This window comes from Pseudomonas sp. GW821-FHT02C04 (genome assembly GCF_059421845.1).
This window is the reverse complement of record NZ_JBWKVT010000007.1, coordinates 78324-101348: the sequence shown is the minus strand read 5'-3', so window position 1 is coordinate 101348 and position 23025 is coordinate 78324. Positions and strand designations below refer to the sequence as shown.

At 61.2% G+C, this 23025-nt stretch carries 18 protein-coding genes and 1 pseudogene; 10 read left to right on the top strand and 9 right to left on the bottom strand.

Going from position 1 to position 23025, the window contains the following annotated elements; genetic code table 11:
- Positions 1 to 231 precede the first annotated feature (231 nt).
- From AC07VV_RS23355 to AC07VV_RS23330, 6 genes and pseudogenes are all read left to right on the top strand, one after another.
- A complete protein-coding gene (locus tag AC07VV_RS23355; RefSeq protein ID WP_495037592.1) occupies positions 232 to 882 on the top strand; it encodes a DedA family protein in 651 nt (216 codons plus the stop codon).
- 4 nt (positions 883 to 886) lie between these two features.
- On the top strand, positions 887 to 1699 hold the full coding sequence (locus AC07VV_RS23350; RefSeq protein WP_495037591.1) for a M90 family metallopeptidase: 813 nt from the start codon (positions 887 to 889) through the stop codon (positions 1697 to 1699).
- 112 nt (positions 1700 to 1811) lie between these two features.
- On the top strand, positions 1812 to 2339 hold the full coding sequence (ppa, locus tag AC07VV_RS23345; protein ID WP_007990564.1) for an inorganic diphosphatase: 528 nt from the start codon (positions 1812 to 1814) through the stop codon (positions 2337 to 2339).
- A gap of 221 nt (positions 2340 to 2560) precedes the next feature.
- A complete protein-coding gene (locus AC07VV_RS23340) occupies positions 2561 to 3298 on the top strand; it encodes a S24 family peptidase (RefSeq protein WP_495037590.1) in 738 nt (245 codons plus the stop codon).
- 528 nt (positions 3299 to 3826) lie between these two features.
- Positions 3827 to 4888, top strand: a pseudogene (locus tag AC07VV_RS23335) (PDDEXK nuclease domain-containing protein).
- 109 nt (positions 4889 to 4997) lie between these two features.
- Entirely contained in the window at positions 4998 to 5453 is a 456-nt protein-coding gene (locus AC07VV_RS23330) for a hypothetical protein (RefSeq protein WP_495037589.1), read from the top strand.
- Positions 5454 to 5462: 9 nt separating this feature from the next.
- On the opposite strand, the gene AC07VV_RS23325 is transcribed toward AC07VV_RS23330, so the two are convergent.
- From AC07VV_RS23325 to AC07VV_RS23300, 6 genes are read right to left on the bottom strand one after another with little or no spacing between them, the layout of a single operon-like run.
- A complete protein-coding gene (locus AC07VV_RS23325; RefSeq protein ID WP_495037588.1) occupies positions 5463 to 6275 on the bottom strand; it encodes a YfaP family protein in 813 nt (270 codons plus the stop codon).
- Between the two features lie 3 nt (positions 6276 to 6278).
- Positions 6279 to 7898 (bottom strand): DUF2300 domain-containing protein, encoded by a 1620-nt coding sequence (locus tag AC07VV_RS23320; RefSeq protein ID WP_495037587.1) that lies wholly within the window; start codon positions 7896 to 7898, stop codon positions 6279 to 6281.
- 1 nt (position 7899) lies between these two features.
- A complete protein-coding gene (locus tag AC07VV_RS23315; protein WP_495037586.1) occupies positions 7900 to 12465 on the bottom strand; it encodes an alpha-2-macroglobulin family protein in 4566 nt (1521 codons plus the stop codon).
- The gene (locus tag AC07VV_RS23310) at positions 12462 to 13127 is read right to left on the bottom strand and encodes a DUF1175 domain-containing protein (protein ID WP_170931650.1); all 666 of its coding nucleotides are present in this window, start codon (positions 13125 to 13127) and stop codon (positions 12462 to 12464) included. Before AC07VV_RS23310 ends, AC07VV_RS23315 begins: the two co-directional genes overlap by 4 nt.
- Positions 13097 to 14809 carry a DUF2138 domain-containing protein gene (locus tag AC07VV_RS23305; protein ID WP_495037585.1) on the bottom strand — a complete coding sequence of 571 codons (1713 nt, stop codon included), beginning with the start codon at positions 14807 to 14809 and terminating at the stop codon, positions 13097 to 13099. Before AC07VV_RS23305 ends, AC07VV_RS23310 begins: the two co-directional genes overlap by 31 nt.
- A gap of 35 nt (positions 14810 to 14844) precedes the next feature.
- Positions 14845 to 15636, bottom strand: a complete 792-nt coding sequence (locus AC07VV_RS23300) for a YfaP family protein (RefSeq protein ID WP_096820761.1) — start codon at positions 15634 to 15636, stop codon at positions 14845 to 14847.
- 364 nt (positions 15637 to 16000) lie between these two features.
- Between AC07VV_RS23300 and AC07VV_RS23295 the strand changes: the two genes are divergently transcribed.
- From AC07VV_RS23295 to AC07VV_RS23280, 4 genes are all read left to right on the top strand, one after another.
- On the top strand, positions 16001 to 16243 hold the full coding sequence (locus AC07VV_RS23295; protein WP_007894317.1) for an exodeoxyribonuclease VII small subunit: 243 nt from the start codon (positions 16001 to 16003) through the stop codon (positions 16241 to 16243).
- Positions 16240 to 17127: a (2E,6E)-farnesyl diphosphate synthase gene (gene ispA, locus AC07VV_RS23290; RefSeq protein ID WP_096820759.1), complete on the top strand. Its 888-nt coding sequence runs from the start codon at positions 16240 to 16242 to the stop codon at positions 17125 to 17127. Before AC07VV_RS23295 ends, ispA begins: the two co-directional genes overlap by 4 nt.
- 91 nt (positions 17128 to 17218) lie before the next feature.
- Positions 17219 to 19117: a 1-deoxy-D-xylulose-5-phosphate synthase gene (dxs, locus tag AC07VV_RS23285; protein WP_495037584.1), complete on the top strand. Its 1899-nt coding sequence runs from the start codon at positions 17219 to 17221 to the stop codon at positions 19115 to 19117.
- A gap of 139 nt (positions 19118 to 19256) precedes the next feature.
- Positions 19257 to 21140, top strand: coding sequence for a TonB-dependent receptor domain-containing protein (locus AC07VV_RS23280; protein ID WP_495037583.1), 1884 nt, complete (start codon positions 19257 to 19259; stop codon positions 21138 to 21140).
- A 3-nt stretch (positions 21141 to 21143) separates the two neighbouring features.
- Here the strand turns inward: AC07VV_RS23280 and AC07VV_RS23275 are convergent, their stop codons facing one another.
- From AC07VV_RS23275 to ribA, 3 genes are read right to left on the bottom strand one after another with little or no spacing between them, the layout of a single operon-like run.
- Complete coding sequence (locus AC07VV_RS23275) at positions 21144 to 21944, bottom strand: cobalamin-binding protein (RefSeq protein ID WP_495037582.1); 801 nt, start codon at positions 21942 to 21944, stop codon at positions 21144 to 21146.
- Positions 21944 to 22363, bottom strand: coding sequence for an MFS transporter (locus AC07VV_RS23270; RefSeq protein ID WP_495037581.1), 420 nt, complete (start codon positions 22361 to 22363; stop codon positions 21944 to 21946). Before AC07VV_RS23270 ends, AC07VV_RS23275 begins: the two co-directional genes overlap by 1 nt.
- Positions 22360 to 22977, bottom strand: a complete 618-nt coding sequence (gene ribA / locus AC07VV_RS23265; protein WP_065259552.1) for a GTP cyclohydrolase II — start codon at positions 22975 to 22977, stop codon at positions 22360 to 22362. Before ribA ends, AC07VV_RS23270 begins: the two co-directional genes overlap by 4 nt.
- Between the last annotated feature and the right edge of the window lie 48 nt (positions 22978 to 23025).

The following is a 23025-nucleotide window of genomic DNA, read 5'->3' as shown; positions in this document are numbered from 1 at the left end:
TAACAATGCGCAAGCCGGCCATCGTGGCGAAGGAGCAAACCTCCTCGCCACCAAGGCTGGCGCCTCGTTCCCCCCTCGAAACGCCCCGCTACAAAACCAACGCGCTTTTCACCTATCAGCTCGTATAATCCTGAGCTTTCCGGCTTGTAAGAAAAACTACACCCGCTTGTAGGCTTACACCGAATCATCCGCACAGGCCTGCCGAGTCGGGCCGTCACCACAGGTGCCCACATGGATTTCAACCCGATCGACCTCATCCTGCATCTCGATGTCTATCTCGACATGCTGGTGAACAACTATGGGACCTGGATCTACGCCATCCTGTTTCTGGTGATCTTTTGCGAGACTGGCCTGGTGGTCATGCCATTCCTGCCGGGTGATTCGCTGCTGTTCATCGCCGGCGCTGTTGCCGCAGGTGGCGGCATGGACCCGGTGCTGCTGGGCGGCCTGCTGATGCTGGCGGCGATCCTCGGTGACAGCACCAACTACGTGATCGGACGAACGGCCGGCGAAAAACTGTTCAGCAATCCGAACTCGAAGATCTTCCGCCGCGACTATCTGCAACAGACCCACAATTTCTACGACAAGCACGGCGGCAAAACCGTAACCCTGGCGCGCTTCCTGCCGATCATCCGCACCTTTGCGCCGTTCGTCGCCGGTGTCGCAAAAATGCCTTACGCGCGTTTCTTCGGTTTCAGCGTGTTCGGCACCGTCCTGTGGGTCGGAGGTCTGGTGACGTTGGGCTACTTCTTCGGCAACGTACCGTTCATCAAGAAAAACCTGTCGCTGCTGGTCGTCGGCATCATCCTGCTGTCGCTGGTACCAATGATCATTGGCGTGGTTCGCAGTCGTTTCGGCGGCGCCAAAGCCCAATCGAACTAAGTCGATGTGGTCGCTGAGCGCCTGGCGACGCCGGCGCGTCCTGGCAAAGCACCCGATTGCCGATGATATGTGGCAGCGGGTGCGCCACCACCTGACCTTTCTCGACGGCATCAGCGCCGAGGAGGATCAGTGGCTGCGCGAAGCCAGCGTTCTGTTCCTTGAAGACAAACACCTGACCGCCCTGCCCGGCGTCGAGTTGCATCAGGAACAACGCCTGCTGCTCGCGGCCCAGGCGCAATTGCCACTTTTGCATCTGGGCGATCTGAACTGGTATCAGGGTTTCCACGAAATCGTCCTCTACCCCGACGACTTCCTCAGCCCCCAGCGCCATCGCGATGCCAGTGGCGTCGAGCACGAATGGGACGGCGAGCACAGTGGTGAAGCCTGGCAGCAGGGGCCGATCATCCTCGCCTGGCCCGGGGTGATGGCCAGTGGTGGCTGGGAAGGCTACAACCTGGTGATCCACGAACTCGCGCACAAACTCGACATGCTCAATGGCGACGCCAACGGCCTGCCGCCGCTGCATGCCGACATGCGAGTCAGCGACTGGGCCCAGGTGATGCAAGCGGCCTACGACGATCTCAACCGCCAGCTCGACCGCCATCCCGACGCCGAAACCGCCATCGACCCGTATGCCGCCGAGAACCCGGCCGAATTCTTCGCCGTCACCAGCGAGTACTTTTTCAGCGCCCCGGATCTGCTGCACGAGGCTTATCCACAGGTGTATGCGCAGCTGCAGCTTTTCTACCGACAGGATCCACTGGCACGACTGAAGCAACTTCAGGCCACGGACCCGGTCTATCAGGCACACGAGTAAGGCCTGGACGACCTTCGGTGCATGGCATCGCGGGTGGAATATGCCTATAATCGCCGCCACTTTTTGGTCAATCCGGCCAAGTGTTTTGGTCTACTAACGGGGGCAACGCCCAATGAGCTACAGCAAGATTCCGGCTGGCAAAGACCTGCCGAACGACATCTACGTCGCGATCGAGATCCCGGCCAACCACGCGCCGATCAAATACGAAATCGACAAAGACAGCGATTGCCTGTTCGTTGACCGTTTCATGGCCACCCCGATGTTCTACCCGGCCAACTACGGTTACATCCCGAACACCCTGGCTGACGACGGTGATCCCCTGGACGTGCTGGTCGTAACCCCTTACCCGGTTGCCCCAGGTTCGGTGATCCGCGCTCGTCCAGTCGGCATCCTGAACATGACCGACGACGGCGGCGGCGATGCCAAAGTCATCGCAGTCCCACACGACAAGCTGTCCCAGCTGTACGTGGACGTGAAGGAATACACCGACCTGCCAGCCCTGCTGATCCAGCAGATCGAGCACTTCTTCGCAAACTACAAAGATCTCGAAAAAGGCAAATGGGTGAAAATCGAAGGCTGGGCCGGTGCAGACGCCGCCCGCGAAGCGATCACCAAGTCGGTTGCTGCCTACAAAGGCTAAGCTTCGCGACCTGCGACACGCTTGAAGAAAACCCCGGTTGATCCGGGGTTTTTTGTGCCTGGTCGATAGGTGCTTAAACAGCTTGTTTATGGCGACCTACAGAAAAGTTTTAGTGTGTGTAATTTCCCACAAGTACGTCTTACATCCCGTCGCAAAATTTGCCGCGATTTTGAACGCCAGGTTTATTCAAACCGCTCTAGGCCGGCCGTAGACTCGTGTTTATGAGAAAGAACACTAGCGGTCCAAGATTCAAGGCACTCCTGGAAGCTGCGAATATCACCACCACGGGATTCGCAAAGTTCTGGGGCACGGAAGCCCAAAACGTTCATAACTGGTACACCCGGGGCGTACCCGCGTACCGCATGGAAGAAGTCGCGCGCCTGCTGTCCGTCAACAGCCAATGGCTGAAAACCGGTGAAGGCCCGAAAGAAGCGCCGCACCTGTACACCGCCGGCGACACACTGGATGCCCATGCGATTCAGGGCGTCTATACGGTGCTCGAATCCACCGACATCGAACTGCCGCTCTACAAGGAAGCCCCGACTGCCCCTGGCTCCGACAAGACCCATGTCATCAAGGACCCGGAGCAAACCATCCGCCTGCCCCGCAGCCACCTCGAAACCCTGGAAATCCGCCACACCGACGCCATCTGTACCCACATGATCGGCAACAGCATGGCCGAGAAGATCGAAGACGGCTCCACCCTCGCCATCGACCGCGGCCTCACCCAGGTGGTGGACGGCGAAATCTACGCCATCGAACACGACGGCATGCTGCGCATCAAATACCTGCACCGCATGCCCGGCAACGCCCTGCGCCTGCGCAGCCACAACAGCGCCGAATACCCGGACGAGATCTTCCGGGCAGCGCAGATCGAGGAGCAGAGGATTCATGTATTGGGGTGGGTGTTCTGGTGGTCGACGCTGGGCAAACGGCGGCCGGTGGTGCCGTTTCTCTGAGGTCGCTGCTGTTGTGGGAACCCGCCGGCTGGCGATGAGGCCCGGAAAATCAGTACAAATCCCGAATTTGTTCTGCTGCGGTCGCTCTAAACCGCACTTCAGGCTGGGAATCCCCGGCAAAACTCAGTATCCTGCGCCCCACATTCGCGCATCGACCGCCCTGCGGCCCAGATGACGCCTGACGCGGCAGACCACTGTCTGACCAAGTCCCACAGCCGGACGCAAGATCCGGGTGTACGTTTTGAAGGCTGGCGCGGTTTACCAAAAATAAACCAAGCCAGTCCCCGAGAAGCCGGCCACAAGCCGGCTTTTTAATGCCATCAGAAAAGCTGTTGATCTCGCATGGACAGTGCCGCGACTGCTCTCCTGCAACGCATCGACTCCTGAAAAAGTAAGCCGCCTCCCTTTCTGCCGAAGGAAATGTCCTAGAGCAGTCCGTCCCGCTTGCGCCTGGGGAATACGCTGGCTAACCTTCGGCCCTGCCTGCAAATCTGCAAGGCCGCACCGATGAAACCAAGCGGAAAAAGCATGCGCCACACCCCTGTTAGTCTAAGTGCACAACCCGAGGGTTACAGCGTCTGGCTGACCGAGTTGAAGAGCCGTATCCATGATGCTCAACAACGCGCAACGTTGGCGGTCAATCGGGAGCTTGTGCTTCTTTACTGGGAGATCGGCCACGATATTTTGTCGCGGCAAGCACAACAAGGCTGGGGTACAAAGGTAATCGACCGCTTGGCTCAGGATTAGCTCGCAACCTTTCCAGATATGAAAGGGTTTTCCCCCCGTAATCTGAAATATATGCGCGCTTTTGCTGAAGCGTGGCCGGATAGAGAATTTGTGCAACAAGCTGCTGCACAATTACCTTGGGGCCACAATCTGGTGCTGTTGGACAAGCTGTCCTCCCGTGAACCTCGTTGCTGGTACGCCTCTCAGGCCATCGAGCACAACTGGTCACGCAGCATTCTGGTAATGCAAATCGAGACCCGCTTGCTGGAGCGAAGCGGCAAGGCAATCAGTAACTTCGACAGCAACCTGCCAAAACCTCATTCCGACTTGGCCCGCGAATCGCTGAAAGACCCGTACCGTTTCGATTTCCTCGGACTGACCGTAGATGCCCAAGAAAGAGAAATTGAAAACGCTCTAATCAAACATGTCACTGATTTCCTCTTAGAACTGGGTGCAGGCTTTGCATTCGTCGGTCAGCAAGTACTGCTAGATGTGGGTGGTGACGAGTTCTTTATCGATCTGCTGTTTTATCACCTCAAGCTCCGTTGCTACGTGGTGATAGAACTCAAGGCTGGCAAATTCAAGCCCGAGCATTTGGGGCAACTGAGTTTTTATCTGACCGCAGTCGATGCACAGCTCAAACACCCCCAGGACAGCCCGACCATTGGTCTACTGCTGTGCAAAAGCAAGAATAAGGTGGTGGCTGAATATGCCCTACGTGACAACGCCCGCCCTATCGGAGTGGCGGAATACCAATTGGTAGAGTCTCTGCCGGTAGAACTTCAAACCAGCCTGCCCAGCATCGAACAAATCGAGCGTGAGTTGGCGAGTGATGACATATCGAGGAACGGTGACGAGTACTGATCCCACTAACCTTTGGGGTTAAGACAGCGGTCATTATTTAGTCCCGAGAAACATCGACCACGCGGAGAGTTTCACCGTTACCCGGCACGGAAAAGCAAAGAACAATATATTGCACAAGGACGTTTCAAAATTGATAACCCACCTCATGAATTCACGCCTGACATCTGCTGCCCTGGCAACGACTGCATGCCTCAGCCTGACAGCATGCGTGGGAGTAGGCGTTTCTTTCCCTGAAAAAACCACACTCCAAACCGACGCCTACAGAGCACAAAGCTACCGCTCGACTCCCCCACAGATCACCAGAACAGCAAAATCGACACCCGTCCGAGAATGGTGCGGAATTACTGTCTGGGCGCTGGTAGTACCGGTGCCATTGAAGCTGCCGGTGTGCACGTCGTACTCCGAGCAATCCTTCGGCAAAGACGAATTCGGAAACGAAGCCGTTCTGCTCAACACCGAGCAAGAAGTGCCATCTCCGCTATACGCTTGTGGCCCATTCATGGTGCTGGGACCAATCGTTCACGGATATGAAGGCAATGCACTGTGCGGGGTTTTTCCTAAATGATTCGGTAGTTCAGGGATAGCTGAACGACTTCACCAACGTCAACTCCCCCACCGCCCGCATCGGCACCAGGAACGTCTCCATCTTCTCGCTCGGCGTCCCTTCCTCGGTAATCACGGTCACCTGCGCGGTGGTCAACGGCTGCACCGCCTCTTCCCCACCTTCGTCATCCCCGCGATACCCACCGCCGAAGTAGTTCACATACACCAGATACTGCCCCTTGATCGGCGCCGGCATGGCGAAGATTTCCGGGCCGTAACCGGTGGTCACGTCAACATCCAAAGCCGCGCCATTGGGGGCGACGCGGTTGCCATACCAGATGTGGGCGCCGTCCGGTGTGACCAGGTGCAGGTCAAGGTCGGTACCGTCGCTGTCCCAGGACAGCAACACGCGCAGCTTGGCCGGGGTGGCGCCGCCGCTGACGTTGAGGAATTGCGTGCGGTGGCGTTGCTGGCCGTCGGGGCTGCGGACTTCGACGCTGTTGCTACCGTTGGGGAACGAGAACGGGCGGTCGAAACGACCACTGTCATCGATTTTCAGCGGCATGCTCACACCGTTGACGATCAGCCGACCGGGCTCTTTGCTTTTCGGCGTGGCTTTGATTTCGCCGCTGATGCGCGCGGTGTTGGCCTGGCCGACCGGGGTGTTCACCGAGGAGGCCGGGTAGTTGACGGTCTGCCGGAAGTTTTCGCCTTCGCCCTCAGGCGCGCCGCTGCGCCAGCCGCCGATCGGGGTGTCGAGTTTGACGCTGTCGGCGGCCATCGCCATCGGCAATGCATTGAACGCGCAGAGCAACAGCAAGACCTGTGGATAACGGAGTGTCATGGTCTATTCCAGCAAAAGGTGACGGGCGAGCCCTTCGATATAGGTTTCATCCTGGCCGTTGGGGTGTGCTTCAAAGGCCAGGTGCAGGTATTCGTGAGTCAGGTCGAGGCGGTCCTGCAAAGTCAGCACGCCACGCACGTAGATGCGCTGGCGTTCGCGGTCGACGAAGGGTCGTCCGAAGGCGAGTTTGCAGACGGCGAAAGTGCTGACTTCGTTGTAGCCGGTTTCGCTTTCCAGCCTCGGACGCCAGCCGCGCCGTTGTTTTTGCAGCCAGTCTTGCGCAGCGGGCAACGCTTCGCAGGACGCCACCGGGTTGTCCCAACGGCTAAGGCTGGCGCGGGGATAGGCGTGGAGCAGAATCGCGTCGTAGCGCTGGCCGGCATTGGCTTGCTCGATGGCTTGTTGCCAGGCGAGTTTGTCGGGGCCGGGTTGATCGGAGTGATAGGTGACGGTGCTGCCGGCCAACACCAGATCCGCCGTCCATGCGGCGATGTTGCGGGATTCGGCGGAAGCAGGGCGCGGGGCGACGCGTTGGCGTGTACTGCTGTCGTCGATGCTCAAACATTCGCCGTTACGCGTGGCGTTCTGCAGCAGATACGTGCGGATTGCCACAGCCAAGGCTTTGGCGGCTTCGGCGGGTTCGGGTCTGGCTTCACGCTCCAGCACACGGGCGACGTACTCTTCGCGATCCAGCCGAGCAACCAGTTTGTCGTTGAGCAGAAAAAGCTCGCCGTCGCTGTGGATATCCAGCGCATTGCCGTTGGCGAATTCGACGCGGTAATCACCCTGCAACGGGCCGGAGGTCACCGCTCGATTTCCGGCCAGAACCCGCGAAACCGGATATCGCGAGAACAGTCCGACCTCAACGCATCGCCCCGCCTCCGCCGGCCAGGAAGAAGGCAACACCGTCGCCAACGCCGGGCCGTAATGCCGCAGAACCATCTGACTGGTACCACGGCCACCGGCCCAGATCGGCGAACCATCCGCCGTCCAGCCGGCGAATCCACCCTGGCGTGACTTAGAGTCCTGATCGCCGAGCCAGCTCCAGGTTTTCACCCGCAAGCGTCCGCCGAGTTCACCGACGACATTACCGTCCGCCGCATTCAAGACGACATCAAGCAGCACCCGGCGCATCTGATCCTGAGCCGGCAGCAAAGCCAGAACGCCCAGCAGTTCAGCCACAGAAACCCGAGTGGCCGGTTGTACCGAAGGCAGATCCAGCAACCATGAAGGCGCCTTCCGTGCCTGCCAATAAGTCCGCCAATCAGCAGAAGAAATGCCCAACCGCGCCGGCTCGAAGTACAGCCCGCAGGATTTTACCAGCGCCTGATCACGCCCGATCTTCCCGCCCGCTGTGCAGCAATAAACTTCTTCCTTCGACTGCCCGCGACATTCATACGCCGATTCCCGCGCACCGGTATCCACCAGCCACGCGTAAACAAACACCTTCCACAGACTGCCCAGAGGCGTATCCAGAGACGACGGCAGCGGCTCGCGAGCGGTCAGTTGCGTGGTGTTCAGCGACAGCAATTCGCCCTTGTACGCCACGCGCAACGGTTCATCCTGCGCCGTCGCCAGCGCAGGAATCACACACATCAGTAGCCACAGCAGCGGCCGGGTCATGTCAGTTGACCGTGACCTGACCGAGGGCCGCTTTCGCTTCCTGGGCCTGGTGCTGCGGTGCGTAGACCTGAGTGAAACGCACCGGCGGCAGGTTGAACTGGCCCTTCTGCGAGAAGCGCACCAGATGGCGCAGACGCAATTCACCGCTCAGCGCATCCACCGGCACCGCGTAGGCCAGTTGGCCCGGTTCGAAACGTGCCTTCTCCAGCGCGGTCGGCTCAGTGCCGTCCTTGCCCTGCAACTTGATGCCCCATGTGGTGCGCTCGACATCCGCGCCCGGCGGCAGCGGCACTTCAAGCATGCCGTAGCGCAGCGGTTTCGGTGCCTTGCTGGTGAGGATCACCTCGTCCAGGTACAGGCTGTCGCTGGACAGCGGCTTGGTGCCGACCGGCTCCAGTTTGAAAGTGAAGGCTTCGTCACCCGGCACCAGACGCGACAGACGACGAGTGATGGTCACCGCCATCGGATCAACCGCCGGTTGCTGGGTCCGGAAGCTCAGCGCGGCACGCAACGGACGCTCCTGAGTACCCGACACCGACAACACGCTCGGCACCGGCGCAGCACCTTGCCACGTCCAGAACATCTCGCCGGTCGCGCCGTAGTTTTTCTTCCAGCCTTCGCCCGGTGCCAGCGCGATGGTCGGCGACGCCTGAGCGATGCTGCGTTGCAGCCAGGTCAGCGCCAGCGCGCGTTCGAGGGTTGATTGCTGCGGCAACAGGCGTTGCAGCAGCGCGTTCGCACGAGCCTGATCGAACGGTTGCAGCGACAGGTTCAGCGCTTCGATAAACGGCTGCGAACTGACCGACAAGCGCTGTTGCGCAGCGCCCAACTGACGATTGAACGCATCCGGCAAAGCGACTTTCGACTGGGTCGCCAGCGATGCGGTCAGGATCCGCGCCGCCGCCAGACCAAGCGCCGAATCCGGATCGCTCATCACCAGACTGTCTTCACCGTCGTCCATCAGGTTCGCGGCATTGCCTTCACCGGCCTTGGCCAGATCGTCCATCAAGCCGCTGAGCAGCGTGTTGACCGGCAGATGCATCTGCTTGGCGAACGACAGGATCAGCGCCCGTTGCAGCAACGGCGTGTTCGGCGCCTGCTTGGCGTAGACCTCCAGTACCCGCTGCCAGTGCTCCGGCGGCAAGGTCAGTTCCAGTACCTGACTGGCGTTCCAGTCGGCGTAATAGGCGTAAGCGGTGAGGAACGCATCCGGCTCGCCGTCGAAGCCCCACCAGGTGAAGCTCGCCGACGGCCCGGCCATTTGCACCAGACGCAGACGGCTGTTCTGCATGATCAGACGCAAGCGATCGCGGATCTGCGGGCTCGACGCCAGCGACGGATAGGCGATGCTCAGCGGCAGCAAGCGACTGGCGGTCTGCTCGACGCCGCCGTACGGATAGTTGAGAAGATCGTCGAGGGCCGAACGGAACAGCGCTTGCGGACTGTCATCCAGACGCAGGCGAATGTCGGTGGCGTCCGCCGGCAAAGTCAACGGCGTGTCGCCGCTGGCCACGTCGAGGCTCTGGGTCTGCGTCACTTGCCAGCCTTCACCGGTCGCGGTCAGGCGCACAGCAAGGGCGTCGGCGGTCTTGCCATCCTGCACCAGCTCGGCTGTCCACTCGCCGGTAGCCAATGCAAACGCCGGCAACGGCAGGTAGTTGATGCCGTTGTTGAGGGTCACCGGCAGGCGCTGTTCGGCGCCGGCGTAGTGCGTCACCAGCTCAGCCTTGACCGGTTTCTCGGCCTGACTGAACGCGAACACGCCGAGTTGCGGCTGATCGCCCTTGCGGAATTTACTCGGCCCGCTCCACTTCAGGTACAGCGGTTTTTCCGAGCGGACGAACTGCTTCTTCTGCCCGACCTGACCGTCGTCGGCGATCGCCCGCGCGGTGATGCGCCAGCGGGTCAGCGAGTCCGGCATCTTGAAGGTGAAACGGGTCTTGCCGTCGGCATCGGTCAGCAACTCTGGCTGCCACGCGGCGGTGTCGACGTCTTCGCGACGCGGCCGCTCCAGCACTTTCACCCCGCGTTCGCTGCGGTTGGCCTTGCCCGGTGCGCCGGGGCTGCCCGGCAATGCCACGTCGTAACTGATGAACGACAGGCTGGCGCTGGTGCGCACGTTGTTGCGGCGCGGGTGATAGAAGAACTGGTCGATAGTCGGCGCGACTTCCGGTTGCAACGCGTAGACCATTTCATCCACGACGCTGACTGTCAGGTGCGCCGGCACTGCCTTGCCGGCGAACTGCGTGGTCAGGTCGACCGTCACGGTATCGCCCGGCTGATAGGTCTCTTTGTCAGTCTTGATTGCCACGTCGATCTGCGGCGCGACGACCTTGATCCCGGCGTTCTGGAAGCTGTACTGACCGCCCTTGGTGTAGAGCACGGAGAACGTCAGGTTCGGTGCGAAGTTGTCCTTCACCGGGATGCGTGCGCGGTATTGGGTTTCGCTGAGTTTTTCCAGCTTCAGCCAGTCGCCGCCCTTGGCCAGCAGCGCGGTGGCTTCGACCTTGTCGCGCTCCAGCGACAGCAGCGCATCGCTCACCGGCTCCGGGAACGTGATCAGCGCCAGTGCTTCGTCGCCGGCCTTGTACTCGGGTTTGTCGAGGACGATTTCCACGGTGCCCGGCACAGCCTTGACGCCGTCGCCGGTGACCGAATGACCGGTGCCACCGAGCACCCGGCCGAACTGATCCTTCAGCGACAGGTTGTAGGTCCCCGGACGATCAAACGTCACGCTGAAGCCTTTGTCTTTCGCCGCCAGTTTGCCTTCGCCGGTGGTCTGGTCTTCCAGACGCACCCAGCTGTAGCTGCTCGGCACCACGGCCTGAGCCTGCACGCTGCCGCCCTCGTTGGCGTAGCTGAATGCGACCTTGTCGCCCACCGCGCTGAAACGCTGCGGCGCGCTCAGGCGGAAGCTGGCGGCACCACGGTCGATGAGGATTTCCTTGGTGGTCTTGACCCGATACGCCGCACCATCGCTGGCGAACACGGTGAGCATGTAGCGGCTCGGTTTGTCGGCGGCCGGCAGGTCGAGGGTCGCGTTGCCCTTGCTGTCGGTGGTCAGTTCGGTGCTGGTCAGCTCCACCGGGAATTGCCCGAGGTATTGCAGCTCGTTGTCGACCATCGACAGTTGCTGGGCGCGCAGGCTCAGGGTCAGTTTGGCGTCGGCCACTGGTTTACCGTCCGGGTACAGCAGCACCAGGCTGCCCTTCACCGGTTCGCCGGTGCGGTAATCCTGCTTGGCCAGATTCAGCGAGATTTCGAAGTGCGGCTTGATGTACTCCGCCACACGGAACGCGCTGCTGTAGGCCTGATCCTTGTAGTTGAAACGCAGCTCATAACCACCGGCCACCGCGTTGTCCGGCAACTGGAAACGGCCCTGGGTTCCGGCCTTCGAATCGAGTTTCAGGTCGAGCCGCTGCAACTCGGTGCCGGTCGCATCAAGCACACTGACATTGACGTCCGCCGCGCCCGGCAGTACCGAATCACGCGCGTTCTTGAACTCGCGGCCGACGATTTTCAGCGACACCCAATCACCCGGGCGATACAGCGGCCGGTCGGTGAAGGCGTAGAGTTTGGTGTCGTAGATTTCGCTGTCGTAATAGAAGTTTTCCGAGACGAACACGCCGCCCTCTTCGTCCTCGCCAATGACGAACGAACGCTCCGGGCTGACGTGTTTAAGGCGCAGCAAACCATCGGTATCGGTGGCGCCGCTGCTCATCACGCCGAGGCCGTCGGTCCATAGCACATTGACCTTCGGCACCGAACTGCCTTCGTGTTTGCGCGCGGCCCACACCAGCAATTCATCACCGGCAATCTTGCTCACCGCCACGGTGTTGGAAACGAACACCATGGTGGTCGCGCGGTACTTGCCGATCAGCGCTTCAACCAGGTACAGGCCCGGTTTCAGGTTGCCCAGCGGGATGTAGACGTTGCCCGGCGCGACGTTGACGAACTCGCTGGAAGAACCGGCCAGATTCACGCCTTCCGGTGGTTGGATCGGCTTGGCTTGCCACAGCGGATAGCGGAACTGGCTGACCACCGGCAGGCCCGGAATCAAGGCGAACTGCGGCTGCGCGTCATACGGCGTCGGTGCGGCGATGGCGTTGCCCATCTTCAGCTCCGGCACTTCCTCGGTGACTTGCTGACGCGATTCGTAGGAGAACGCACGCTGCATCACCCGACGGGATTTGCGGTACCAGTTGTCCCACAGGTACGCGAGGGTGTTCGACAGGCCTTCGCCCTTGAACTGGCCGTCGCTGACCACGCGGTGCAGGTTCTTCTGGCGCTTGAGGAAGTCCAGCGGCTTGTCGATCTTGTACACGCGAATGTCGGCGCCGCCGTACGGTTCCATGCGGAAACGACGGTAGTCACGGCCCGGCGCTTCGAGACGCACCACCGCCTGTTCGTCGCTGGCGAAACTGCTGTCGGCCAGCAGGAAAAAGCTTTCACCGGACACCGGCGTGTAGCCGCTCGGCTCGACAGTGTCTTCGGCATTCACGGCCGAAAACGGCAGGGCTAACAGCAACAGAAAAGGCAGTAAACGCAGCATGCGGGCACCGGTCATTGGGAGAGAAAGTTCAGTCGATAGACGCCGATGAAGTTGGGGTTGGCTGCGTCGGGTATCCATCGGGTGTCCTTCCATGTCATGAGTTGCTGCAGGCTTGCCGAACGCATGCCGTTGTCAGTGGGGGTGGTCGTGCCGGTGTGATAGGCGATGTAACGGCCCATCCAGATCATCAGGTGCTGGTCGTCGCCCTGATCGAAAAACATCAGATCGCCGGGCCGTGCCTGAGACACGTCGCGGCCGATCAGATGGCTGTTGAACTGAATCAGTTTGATCGCATTGACGTAGGGTCCGACCTTGCCGCCGCCCTGTTGCCATTGCTGGGCAAACTTGCGTTGCTCGTCGCTCAACGCCAGCTCCGGCGGCAGGTAGCGGTTGGACACGCCATTGCTGCGCAGCCATTTGTCGTCATGGACTTTCAGCGCTTCGTTGGCGGCGAAACGCACCAGCCCGGCGCAGTCCTGCTGATACCAGCGCGGGCTCGGGCCTTTGCTCAACTGCTCCTGAGCGATGCGCACGAACCAGGCGCGAAAGACCTGGGACTGCGCAGGATCGAGCGCCGGCGCTTCGACCGCTCGGGCACCCGCGCTCAGTAACAGCGCGAGCAAGCCGAGGCTGCGGATCAGTGCCGTCACAGCGCTTTCCACTCCAGCGGCAGCCATTGCCAGTGACCGTCAGGCTCGCTGCCTTCCGGCAACGTCAGGGCGTATTTGCCGTAGCCGCCGAGGGTGCGCAGTTTCGGGATCAGGTAGGTTTGCGCGGCGTTGTAGAACACCGGCTCCATGTCCTGGGGCAGGCTGTCGAGGGTTTCCTGCTGCATCAGTTGCGCCATCGAGTCCGGACCAAAGTAGATCGGCATCAGCACGTCTTTGGGCAGCACATCGGCCATCGGCGGGAAGCGTTTGTCGAGGGTGCCGAGAGCCTTGTCGACCAGTTTGTCGTCGAGGGAAAACAGCAGCGTCGAACCGTGGCGCGCCAGGCTGACTTTCATGAAAGCCTTGCCGGTGATCGCGTCCGGGTTCTCGGCATCCTTGGCCGCGTAAGGGCCAAAGTTGGAGCTGACCTGACGCTGCCAGAGGTGACTCTGGCCTTCCTGTTTTTCCACCACCGGGAACGCGTGCTCGTCGACGTTACCTTCATAGGCACCGACCATCGAATCGAACAACGTGCCGATATCGCCGTCGAGTTTGCCGCTGTCCTCGTCTTTCAGACTGGCCACCAGCAACGGCGTGTACAGCCGCGAATCGGCGTACCAGCACAGGCCCGCCGCGCCGGCCACGTGTTCGGTGAGTGTCTGCGCCACCGCTTCTTCGGCGCCGAGTTTCACCAGCAACGGTTTCTGCGGCTCGGCGGCCACCGGCAAGGTCACGCAGGCACTGGCGCCCAGCGGCATGGCTTGCCAGACCGGTTTGAAATCGAAGTCCGGCTGATTGTCCAGCTCATCCATGGCCAGGAAGCTGTGCCAGCCCTTGTCGTCCATGTCGAAACGCAGCCCGGCGAAGTTCGGGATGAAGCGCTGGTAACCCATGGCGAGGACGCTGGAATTGACCGACAAACGCTGTTTGATTTCAGGGGCTTTGGTCGGCAGACCGAAGGCTTCAGGGAACAGTTTTTGCCCGGTCAGCAACGCTTCCAGGGATTCAGTCGAGACCATGCCGGGGTCATCGACCGGGCCATGACCGGTTTCGTAGAGCTTCGACGGATTGGACACCACCACCATTTTGTCGCCGTAGGAGGCGAACAGCAGGGATTTGCTGGCGTTGTAGGTCAGTTGATACAGCGGCACTTCATCGCCGCCGACTTTCAGGGTGCTGAAGACGCTCAGTTGCGAATCATCCAGCGCGACTTTCGCCAGTGGCTCCAGCAGCTTGGCCAAACCGCCACGATCCATCACCAGCAGAAAATCCTTCAGGCGACCATCGGCGCCACGCCATAACGCCACGTCCGCCGGTTGATCGAAGAGTTGCTCGATCAGGCTGTCCTGCAACTTCAGATCATGCTCGTAGATGATCCGCCGCAGACTGCCGATCAGCCCGAGGCGGTCGGCGTGGGTTTCGTAATAGAAGACGAAATCCTCGGTGAGCGTGGCCTTGAGGAACGGCACCGTCAGCAAATCCTTGGGCAACTGGCTCAGGGAACGGGTTTCCAGCAGCGCGTCCGGGCGGCTCAGGCCGAGCTTGTCGCTGGCCAGTGCCGCCGCAGGCAGCTTGGGTTTGTGCATCAGCCAGCCGAGCCCGCCCGCCACGCCGGCCACCAGGCACAGCCCGACCACCAGCAACGGCCAGCGCCGGGAAGGTTTGCCGGCAGGCGTTACGGCGGCCGGTGTAGCAGTGTTATCGCTCATCTTTCCAGAACCCGAGTTCATCCGTGGCGGGATGCTTAATAGTTGAAAGTCTTGACCAGCAGCAGATCACCGATGGCCCGCAGGGGCACGATGAACGTTTCGCGTTTTTCGTCGACGGTGTTTTCGTTGAGCACCAGCGTGATCTGCGAGGTGATGACCTCGTTCTGGTTGCTGGTCTCCTCGAAGTTATAGCCGCCGTCGCCGAAGTTGCCCCAATAGTTGACGTAAACCAGATAGGTGCCATGCAGCGGCGCGGTCATGGTGAACATTTCCGGGCCGGGGCCGTCGACGCCGTCCGGGTCCAGACCGCCGCCATTGGTCAACGCCGTGTGGGCGAAAAACGCATGCTGGCCGTCAGGGGTAATGATGTGCAAGTCGAGTTCAGCCTTGGGATCATCCCAGCCGAGCACCACGCGAATCCGTGCTGGTGTGCGCAGGTTGTTCGCTTCGTAGAACTGCACGCGCTTGAGCGACTGACCTTCGGCGCTGCGCACTTCGACGCTGTTGGAGCCTGCGCCGAACGCATAAGGCCGAGCAAAACGCCCATCGTCGTCGGTGTACAGATTCAGCGGATTGCCGTTGACCGCCAGAGTGTGCGGCCCGCGCTGGTTGCCGATGGCCTTGAGCTGGCCCTGGATCATCGTGCGATTGCGCTGGATGCCGCGATCGATCGGCGGCGTGGGATAGGCGACTTGCGGGTTTTCACTGCGGTCGAGCAGACCGTTATAGCGCCAGCCGCCCACTGGTTCCGACAGATCAGCGCTCGGCGCCGCCCATAGAGCGGGGGCGCAGGCCAACCCGACCAGCAGCAAAAGAAATGAACGCATGTGATGCCTCCTGCCATGCCTGAACGAAACCTTGCACCCGATCCTCGGTACTTCACAGCGGTGAAAACTGCGTTTCGTCTGAAAGACCCGTGACTGTCGGGTCGTAGAAGGCGCGAAGGTTAGCGATTCGGCAGTTTTTTAACAATCGGATACATCTTGAAATGCGGTAGGAATCACGCACATTTACGAGGCGTGAGCCGAATAGCGGACTTATTCGGCTCACAAAATGAGCCGAATAACTTTCATCACGTTCAAAACCCGTTTCCCATCCGCCCGCGATGGCCGTGAAACCGCCGCTCATTTGCCCATAAACCCCCTATCTGCTAGTGTCGCGCCGGTTTAACGTCAACCGGAATTAGCCGCCATGGCCCGCAAAAAAGCTGCACTGGATTTCGAACAGTCCCTCGCCGACCTGCAAACGCTGGTCGAGCGTCTGGAGAATGGTGAATTGTCGCTGGAAGACTCGCTGACCGCTTTCGAGCAGGGCATCGGTCTGACCCGTGACTGCCAGGCAGCGCTGGCCCAGGCCGAGCAGAAGGTCCAGGTGTTGCTGGAACGCGATGGCGAGCTCGCCGAGGAACCCTTCGACGCGGATCAGCCAGAATGATCGCGGCGTATTCGGCGACCAGCCAGGCGCGGGTCAATGCGGCACTGGAAACCCTGTTCAACGCACCACTGCCAGAGCTGGCGCGGCTTTACGAAGCAATGCGCTACAGCGTGATGAACGGCGGCAAACGCGTGCGTCCATTGCTGGCCTACGCCGCGTGCGAAGCCCTCGGCGGCAAGGCCGAGCAGGCCAACGGCGCGGCGAGTGCAGTGGAGTTGATCCACGCCTATTCGCTGGTACACGACGATTTGCCGGCGATGGACGACGACGATCTGCGTCGCGGTCAGCCGACCACCCACAAAAAATTCGATGAAGCCTGCGCGATTCTTGCCGGTGACGGCTTGCAGAGCCTGGCGTTCAGCGCCCTGCTCGACCCTCGCCTGAGCGACCTGAGCGCGGATATCCGTCTGCAACAGGTCACGGCGCTGGCGCATGCGGCTGGCCCGGCCGGCATGGTTGGTGGCCAGGCCATCGACCTCGGTTCGGTCGGACTCAAGCTCGATCAGAAAGCCCTCGAACAAATGCACCGACACAAGACCGGTGCGCTGATTGAAGTCAGCGTCAAACTCGGCGCCCTGGCCAGCGGCCGCGCCGAGAAGGATGAACTCAAGGCCCTGCAAAGTTATGCACAGGCCATCGGCCTGGCGTTCCAGGTGCAGGACGACATCCTCGACGTCGAAAGCGATACCGAAACCCTCGGCAAACGCCAGGGCGCCGACATTGCCCGCGACAAGCCGACTTACCCGGCCCTGCTTGGCCTCGATGCAGCCAAGGCCTATGCCCTGGAACTGCGCGATCAGGCCCTGCATGCGCTGCGACCGTTTGACGCGGCCGCCGAGCCATTGCGCGATCTGGCCCGGTATATCGTCGACCGACGCAACTAAAGGCTAATCTGCCAAAAAAGACCAACGCGTGGGCAGGGGACGATGCATCAGGTAAACTGCCGCATCTTTTATACCTATAACGATTCGCCTGATGCCCACGACGTTCCATGAGATTCCCCGCAAGCGCCCGACCACGCCCCTGCTCGACCGCGCGAACACGCCGGACGGCCTGCGCCGGTTAGGCGAAGCCGAGCTGGAAACCCTGGCTGATGAGTTGCGCCTGGAATTGCTCTACACGGTCGGCCAGACCGGTGGGCATTTCGGTGCCGGCCTGGGCGTCATCGAGCTGACCATCGCGTTGCATTACGTCTTCGACACCCCGGACGACCGGCTGGTGTGGGACGTCGGTCATCAGGCCTATCCGCACAAGATCCTCACCGGTCGTCGCGAGCGCATGGAAACCCTGCGCCAGAAGGACGGCATTGCGGCCTTCCCGCGTCGCTCCGAGAGCGAGTACGACACCTTTGGCGTCGGCCACTCCAGCACTTCGATCAGTGCCGCGCTGGGCATGGCCATCGCCGCCCGCCTGCAGAACAGTGATCGCAAGGCGATTGCCGTGATCGGCGACGGCGCATTGACCGCCGGCATGGCCTTCGAGGCGCTGAACCACGCGCCGGAAGTGAACGCCAACATGCTGGTGATCCTCAACGACAACGACATGTCGATCTCGCGCAACGTCGGCGGTCTGTCGAATTATCTGGCGAAGATCCTTTCCAGCCGCACTTACGCGAGCATGCGTGAAGGCAGCAAGAAAGTCCTGTCGCGCCTGCCCGGCGCCTGGGAAATCGCCCGTCGCACCGAAGAATACGCAAAAGGCATGCTGGTCCCCGGCACCCTCTTCGAAGAACTGGGCTGGAACTACATCGGCCCGATCGATGGCCACGACCTGCCGACCCTGATCGCCACCTTGCGCAACATGCGCGATCTGAAAGGCCCGCAGTTCCTGCACATCGTCACCAAGAAAGGCAAAGGCTTTGCCCCGGCGGAAGTCGACCCCATCGGTTATCACGCCATCACCAAGCTCGAACCGCTGGGCGCCCCGGCCGCTGCGCCGAAGAAGGCCGGCGGGCCGAAGTATTCCGGCGTGTTCGGTGAATGGCTGTGCGACATGGCCGCTGCCGACCCTCGTCTGGTGGGCATCACCCCGGCGATGAAGGAAGGTTCGGATCTGGTGGCGTTCAGCGAGCGCTTCCCGCTGCGCTACTTCGACGTGGCAATTGCCGAGCAACACGCCGTGACCCTCGCGGCCGGCATGGCCTGCGAAGGCGCGAAACCGGTGGTGGCGATCTACTCGACGTTCCTGCAGCGCGGCTACGACCAGTTGGTGCATGACGTTGCGGTGCAGAACCTCGACGTGCTGTTCGCCATCGACCGCGCCGGTCTGGTGGGCGAAGACGGCCCGACCCACGCCGGCAGCTTCGATCTGTCGTTCCTGCGCTGCATCCCGGGCATGGTCATCATGACCCCGAGCGATGAAAACGAACTGCGCAAGATGCTCACCACCGGTCACCTGTACAACGGCCCGGCGGCGGTGCGTTACCCGCGCGGCACCGGCCCGAACGCGACCATCGAGAAGAACCTCGAACCGATCGAGATCGGCAAAGGCGTGGTTCGACGTCAGGGCAGCAAGGTCGCCCTGCTGGTCTTCGGCGTGCAACTGACCGAAGCACTGAACGTCGCCGAAACGCTGGATGCGACCGTAGTCGACATGCGTTTCGTCAAACCGATGGACGAAGCGCTGGTGCGTGAAATCGCCGCCAGCCACGACCTGCTGGTGACCATCGAAGAGAACGCGATCATGGGCGGCGCCGGTGGCGCGGTCAGCGAATTCCTCGCCCGTGAAAACATTCTCAAGTCGGTGCTGCACCTGGGCTTGCCGGACGTTTACGTCGAGCATGCCAAGCCGGCGCAGATGCTGGCCGAGTGCGGGCTGGACGAGGCCGGGATCGAAGCGGCGGTGCGTGAGCGCCTGGAGCTGCTTAACAAGTAAAACGCAATGCCCATGTGGGAGCGAGCCCGCTCGCGATAGCGCACCATCAGTCACTTCAATGCCGACTGACACACCGCAATCGCAAGCAGGCTCGCTCCCACATTGATTTGCGCACACCGGAAATACCAACGGAATACCGATGAACCTCTCGCGCCTCGCCCTGCCCCTTCTCCTGCTGCCAACCGCCAACGCCCTCGCCGATACCTTCGAGCGCGATCAGGCCCTGAAGCTGCCAGACATGCTGATCAGCGCCAACCGTCAGGTGGAAGCCCGCAACGACAGCAGCGCCGCCAACACTGTGTTCACCCGCGAAGACATCGAGCGCCTGCAACCGAGCAGCGTTACCGATCTGCTGCAACGGGTACCGGGCGTGCAAGTGGCGCAAACCGGCGGGCGCGGCAGTCTGCCGGGGATCTACATTCGTGGCACGCAATCGGCGCAAAGTCTGGTACTGGTCGATGGCCAGCGCATCGGCAACTCCACCTCCGGCGACAGTAACCTGCAACACCTCAACATCGAGCAGATCGAACGCGTCGAAGTACTGCGCGGTTCACGTTCGGTGATTTACGGCAGTGACGCGATTGGCGGGGTGATTCAGATCTTCACCCGGCGCGGTGGCGAACAAGGCTTGCAGCCGCGGATGCATTTAGGATTCGGCAGTAACCAGACCTGGGAACGCAGTGTCGGTCTGTCCGGAGGCGACGAGAAAACCCGTTTCAACCTCGGTGCCAGCCTCGATGAAACCGCCGGCCTCGACCGCACCCACGAGTCCTATCCCAGCGACAGCGATCACGACGCTTATCGCAACAAGTCCATCAGCCTGAGCCTCAGCCATGCGCTGACCGATGACATCGAAGTCGGCGCCAACCTGCTGGATAACCGTGGCAAAAGCGAGTTCGACAACCCGTTCGGGCGCTTTGACCCGGTGACTTTTGACTCCGTGCAACAGCAGCCCTACAGCGATTTCACCGTCAGCAGTTTGAGCAGCTACATCGATGCACGGATCAACGAGCGCTGGAAATCGCGCCTGGAACTCGGCCACAGCGAAAACCGCGAGAAGACGCTCGACAAGCTCAGCGACGAACGCTCGGTGTTCAACACCTACCGCGACTCGGTGACCTGGCAGAACGACCTGACCCTGGATGCGCGCAACAGCCTGATCCTTGGCGGCGACTGGTACGAGGACCGGGTCAACAGCAGCACCGCGTTCGACGAGGACAGCCGCTGGAACCGAGCCGCGTTCATCCAGCATCGCTTCCAGGCCGACAGCTTCTCCACCGAACTCGGCCTGCGCCGTGACGACAACCAGCAGTTCGGCGGCCAGAACAGCTGGAGCGGCACGCTGACGTTGCCGGTCAACCCGGACAACGATCTGCTGCTCAGTTACAGCGAAGGCTTCCGCGCACCAACCTTCAACGACCTGTACTACCCGGACTTCAGCAACCCGGACCTGAAACCGGAAACCTCGAAAAGCTACGAGCTGCAATGGCGCAGCCAGTTGAGTGACAGCAGCCGACTCGAAGCGTCGCTGTATCGGACCGATCTGGAAGACGCGATCATCTTCGGCAGCAACTCCCGGCCAGAGAACGTCGCGTCGGCGCGGATCAACGGCTTTGAGGCAGCGCTGAAACAGGAACTGCTGGGCTGGCAGAGCAACCTCGGCGTGGCGATCATCGATCCCCGCGACCGCGACACCGGCCACACCTTGGCGCGACGTGCGCGCCGGACGCTGAGCTGGGATCTGGATCGACAGTTCGATCGCCTCGGCCTCGGCGCCAGTTGGCAGGCCGTCAGCAGCAGCTATGACGACCTGAACAATCAGCAACCATTGGGTGGTTATGCGCTGCTCGGACTGCGCAGCAGCTGGGCGCTGAACCGTGAGATCAAGCTGGATTTCAAGGTGGATAATCTGCTGGACAAGGGTTACAGCCGGGCGCTGTACAGCCATGACGGCAGCCAGTTCGGCTATCGCGAGGAAGGTCGGGCGTTCATGTTCGGCGTGACCTGGACGCCGCAGCTCTAGCGGTCAACGGTCTGGCGCAATCAGTTGGCAGAGCTTGGTGGTCGCCTCGATCATCTGCCCGCTCGGACGCTCCAGACCTTTGTCGGTGACCAGCAGCAACTGCCTGTGCTTGACCGCTGCCACCTGCGGCCAGGCGTTCCATGCATTCAGTTGTGACTGGTCGCCGGCCAGAATCACTTCGGGATCACGCTGCAACACCGCTTCGATACTGACCTGCGGCGCCGGCAATGTCAGGTCGGCAAACACATTGCGTGCACCGCACACTTCAAGCGCATCGCTGATGATCTGCCCGCCACCGACGGTGTACAGCGGCTTGTCCCAGACTTGATAGAACACCCGCAGTGGCGTTTCCCGCCGATAGCGTTGGCGTAGCTCATCGAGTGTGCGCCGCAGCTCGGCCGCTCGCTCAACCCCGCGCTCGGGACGACGGAGCTGCATCGCGATGGCTTCAATCTGCGCGGTCAACTGCTCGAAACTGCGGGGTTCGGCAACGAAAGTCGGGATGTTCAGGCGCTTGAGCTGATCACGCTGGGCCGGGCCGACACTGCCCGGCCACAACAGCAGCAAGTCAGGTTTGAGGCTGAGCAACCGCTCCATGTCGAGCTGACCATAACGACCAACCGAAGGCACATCCTTGATCGCAGACGGCCGGTCACCGGCATCCAGCACGCCCACCAACAGGTCGGCCGAATCCAGCTCAACGACGATTTCAGACAGGGATGGCGCGAGACTGACCACTCGCAGGGCAGCCAGGGTTTCGCTGCTGACGGCCAGCAGCAGAACCGCCAGCCAGAGACGGCGCATCAACCGAGTTGGCGCGGGATACGGTAGAGGTAGAACAGCACCGCCGTAGACAGTGCCAGCAACATCAGCGGAACCGCTTCGAGGCCGACGAACACCGCCAGTGCGCCGATCCACGCCGGCAACCCCGCCGCAAGAAACGCCGTGCGACGACGAGCCGCGAGGGCAATCCACGCAGCGGGTTCTTCAGGGGTATCGAGGGCTTTTTGCGTGGCGATCAGCGCATGTTTGTAGCGGCCGAAAAACTTCAGGCTGACAAACATCGAGGCCACGCCAGCGATGAACAACGGCATCGCCAGCACCGGCATGATCGCTTCGCTCTCGCCGAACACGCCGTTGAGAACAAACAGCGGCACCAGTGCCAACGCCAGGTATTTCCACCAGGCGACCGAAAGACGACGCCGCACCTGACCACGGGTCACGCGCGGTCTACCTCGCCCTGATGTTCGTTGCCCATCATATGGTCGAGCTTGCTGGCCTTGGTCGCCAGGTAGAGTTTGTTGTGCGGGTTGTGCCCGGTGTGCAGCGGCACGCGCTCGGCGACGACGATGTTCATGTCGGTCAGGGCTTTGACCTTGCGCGGGTTGTTGGTCATCAGGCGCAGGGATTTCACGCCCAGATGCTCAAGCATCGGCAGGCACATGGCGTAGTCACGCTGGTCGGCGGCAAACCCCAGACGCTCGTTGGCTTCAACGGTGTCGGCGCCGCCGTCCTGCAATTCGTAGGCACGGATCTTGTTCAGCAGGCCAATGCCACGGCCTTCCTGGCGCAGATACAGCAACACGCCACGACCTTCACGGGCGATCGCCTTGAGGGCGGCCTCCAGTTGCGAGCCGCAGTCGCAACGCTGACTGAACAAGGCATCGCCGGTCAGGCATTCAGAGTGCAACCGGCCGAGCACCGGGGCACCGTCGGCAATCTCACCCAGGCTCAGCACAACGTGCTCGCGGCCGGTGGCTTCATCGAGAAAACCGTGCATGGTGAATTGCGCAAAAGGCGTTGGCAGCTTGGAAGCGGCGACAAAAACGACAGGCACCGGTGTGCTCCTGATCTAAAAAGTCTGAAGATTCGCTGAGCGGCATTG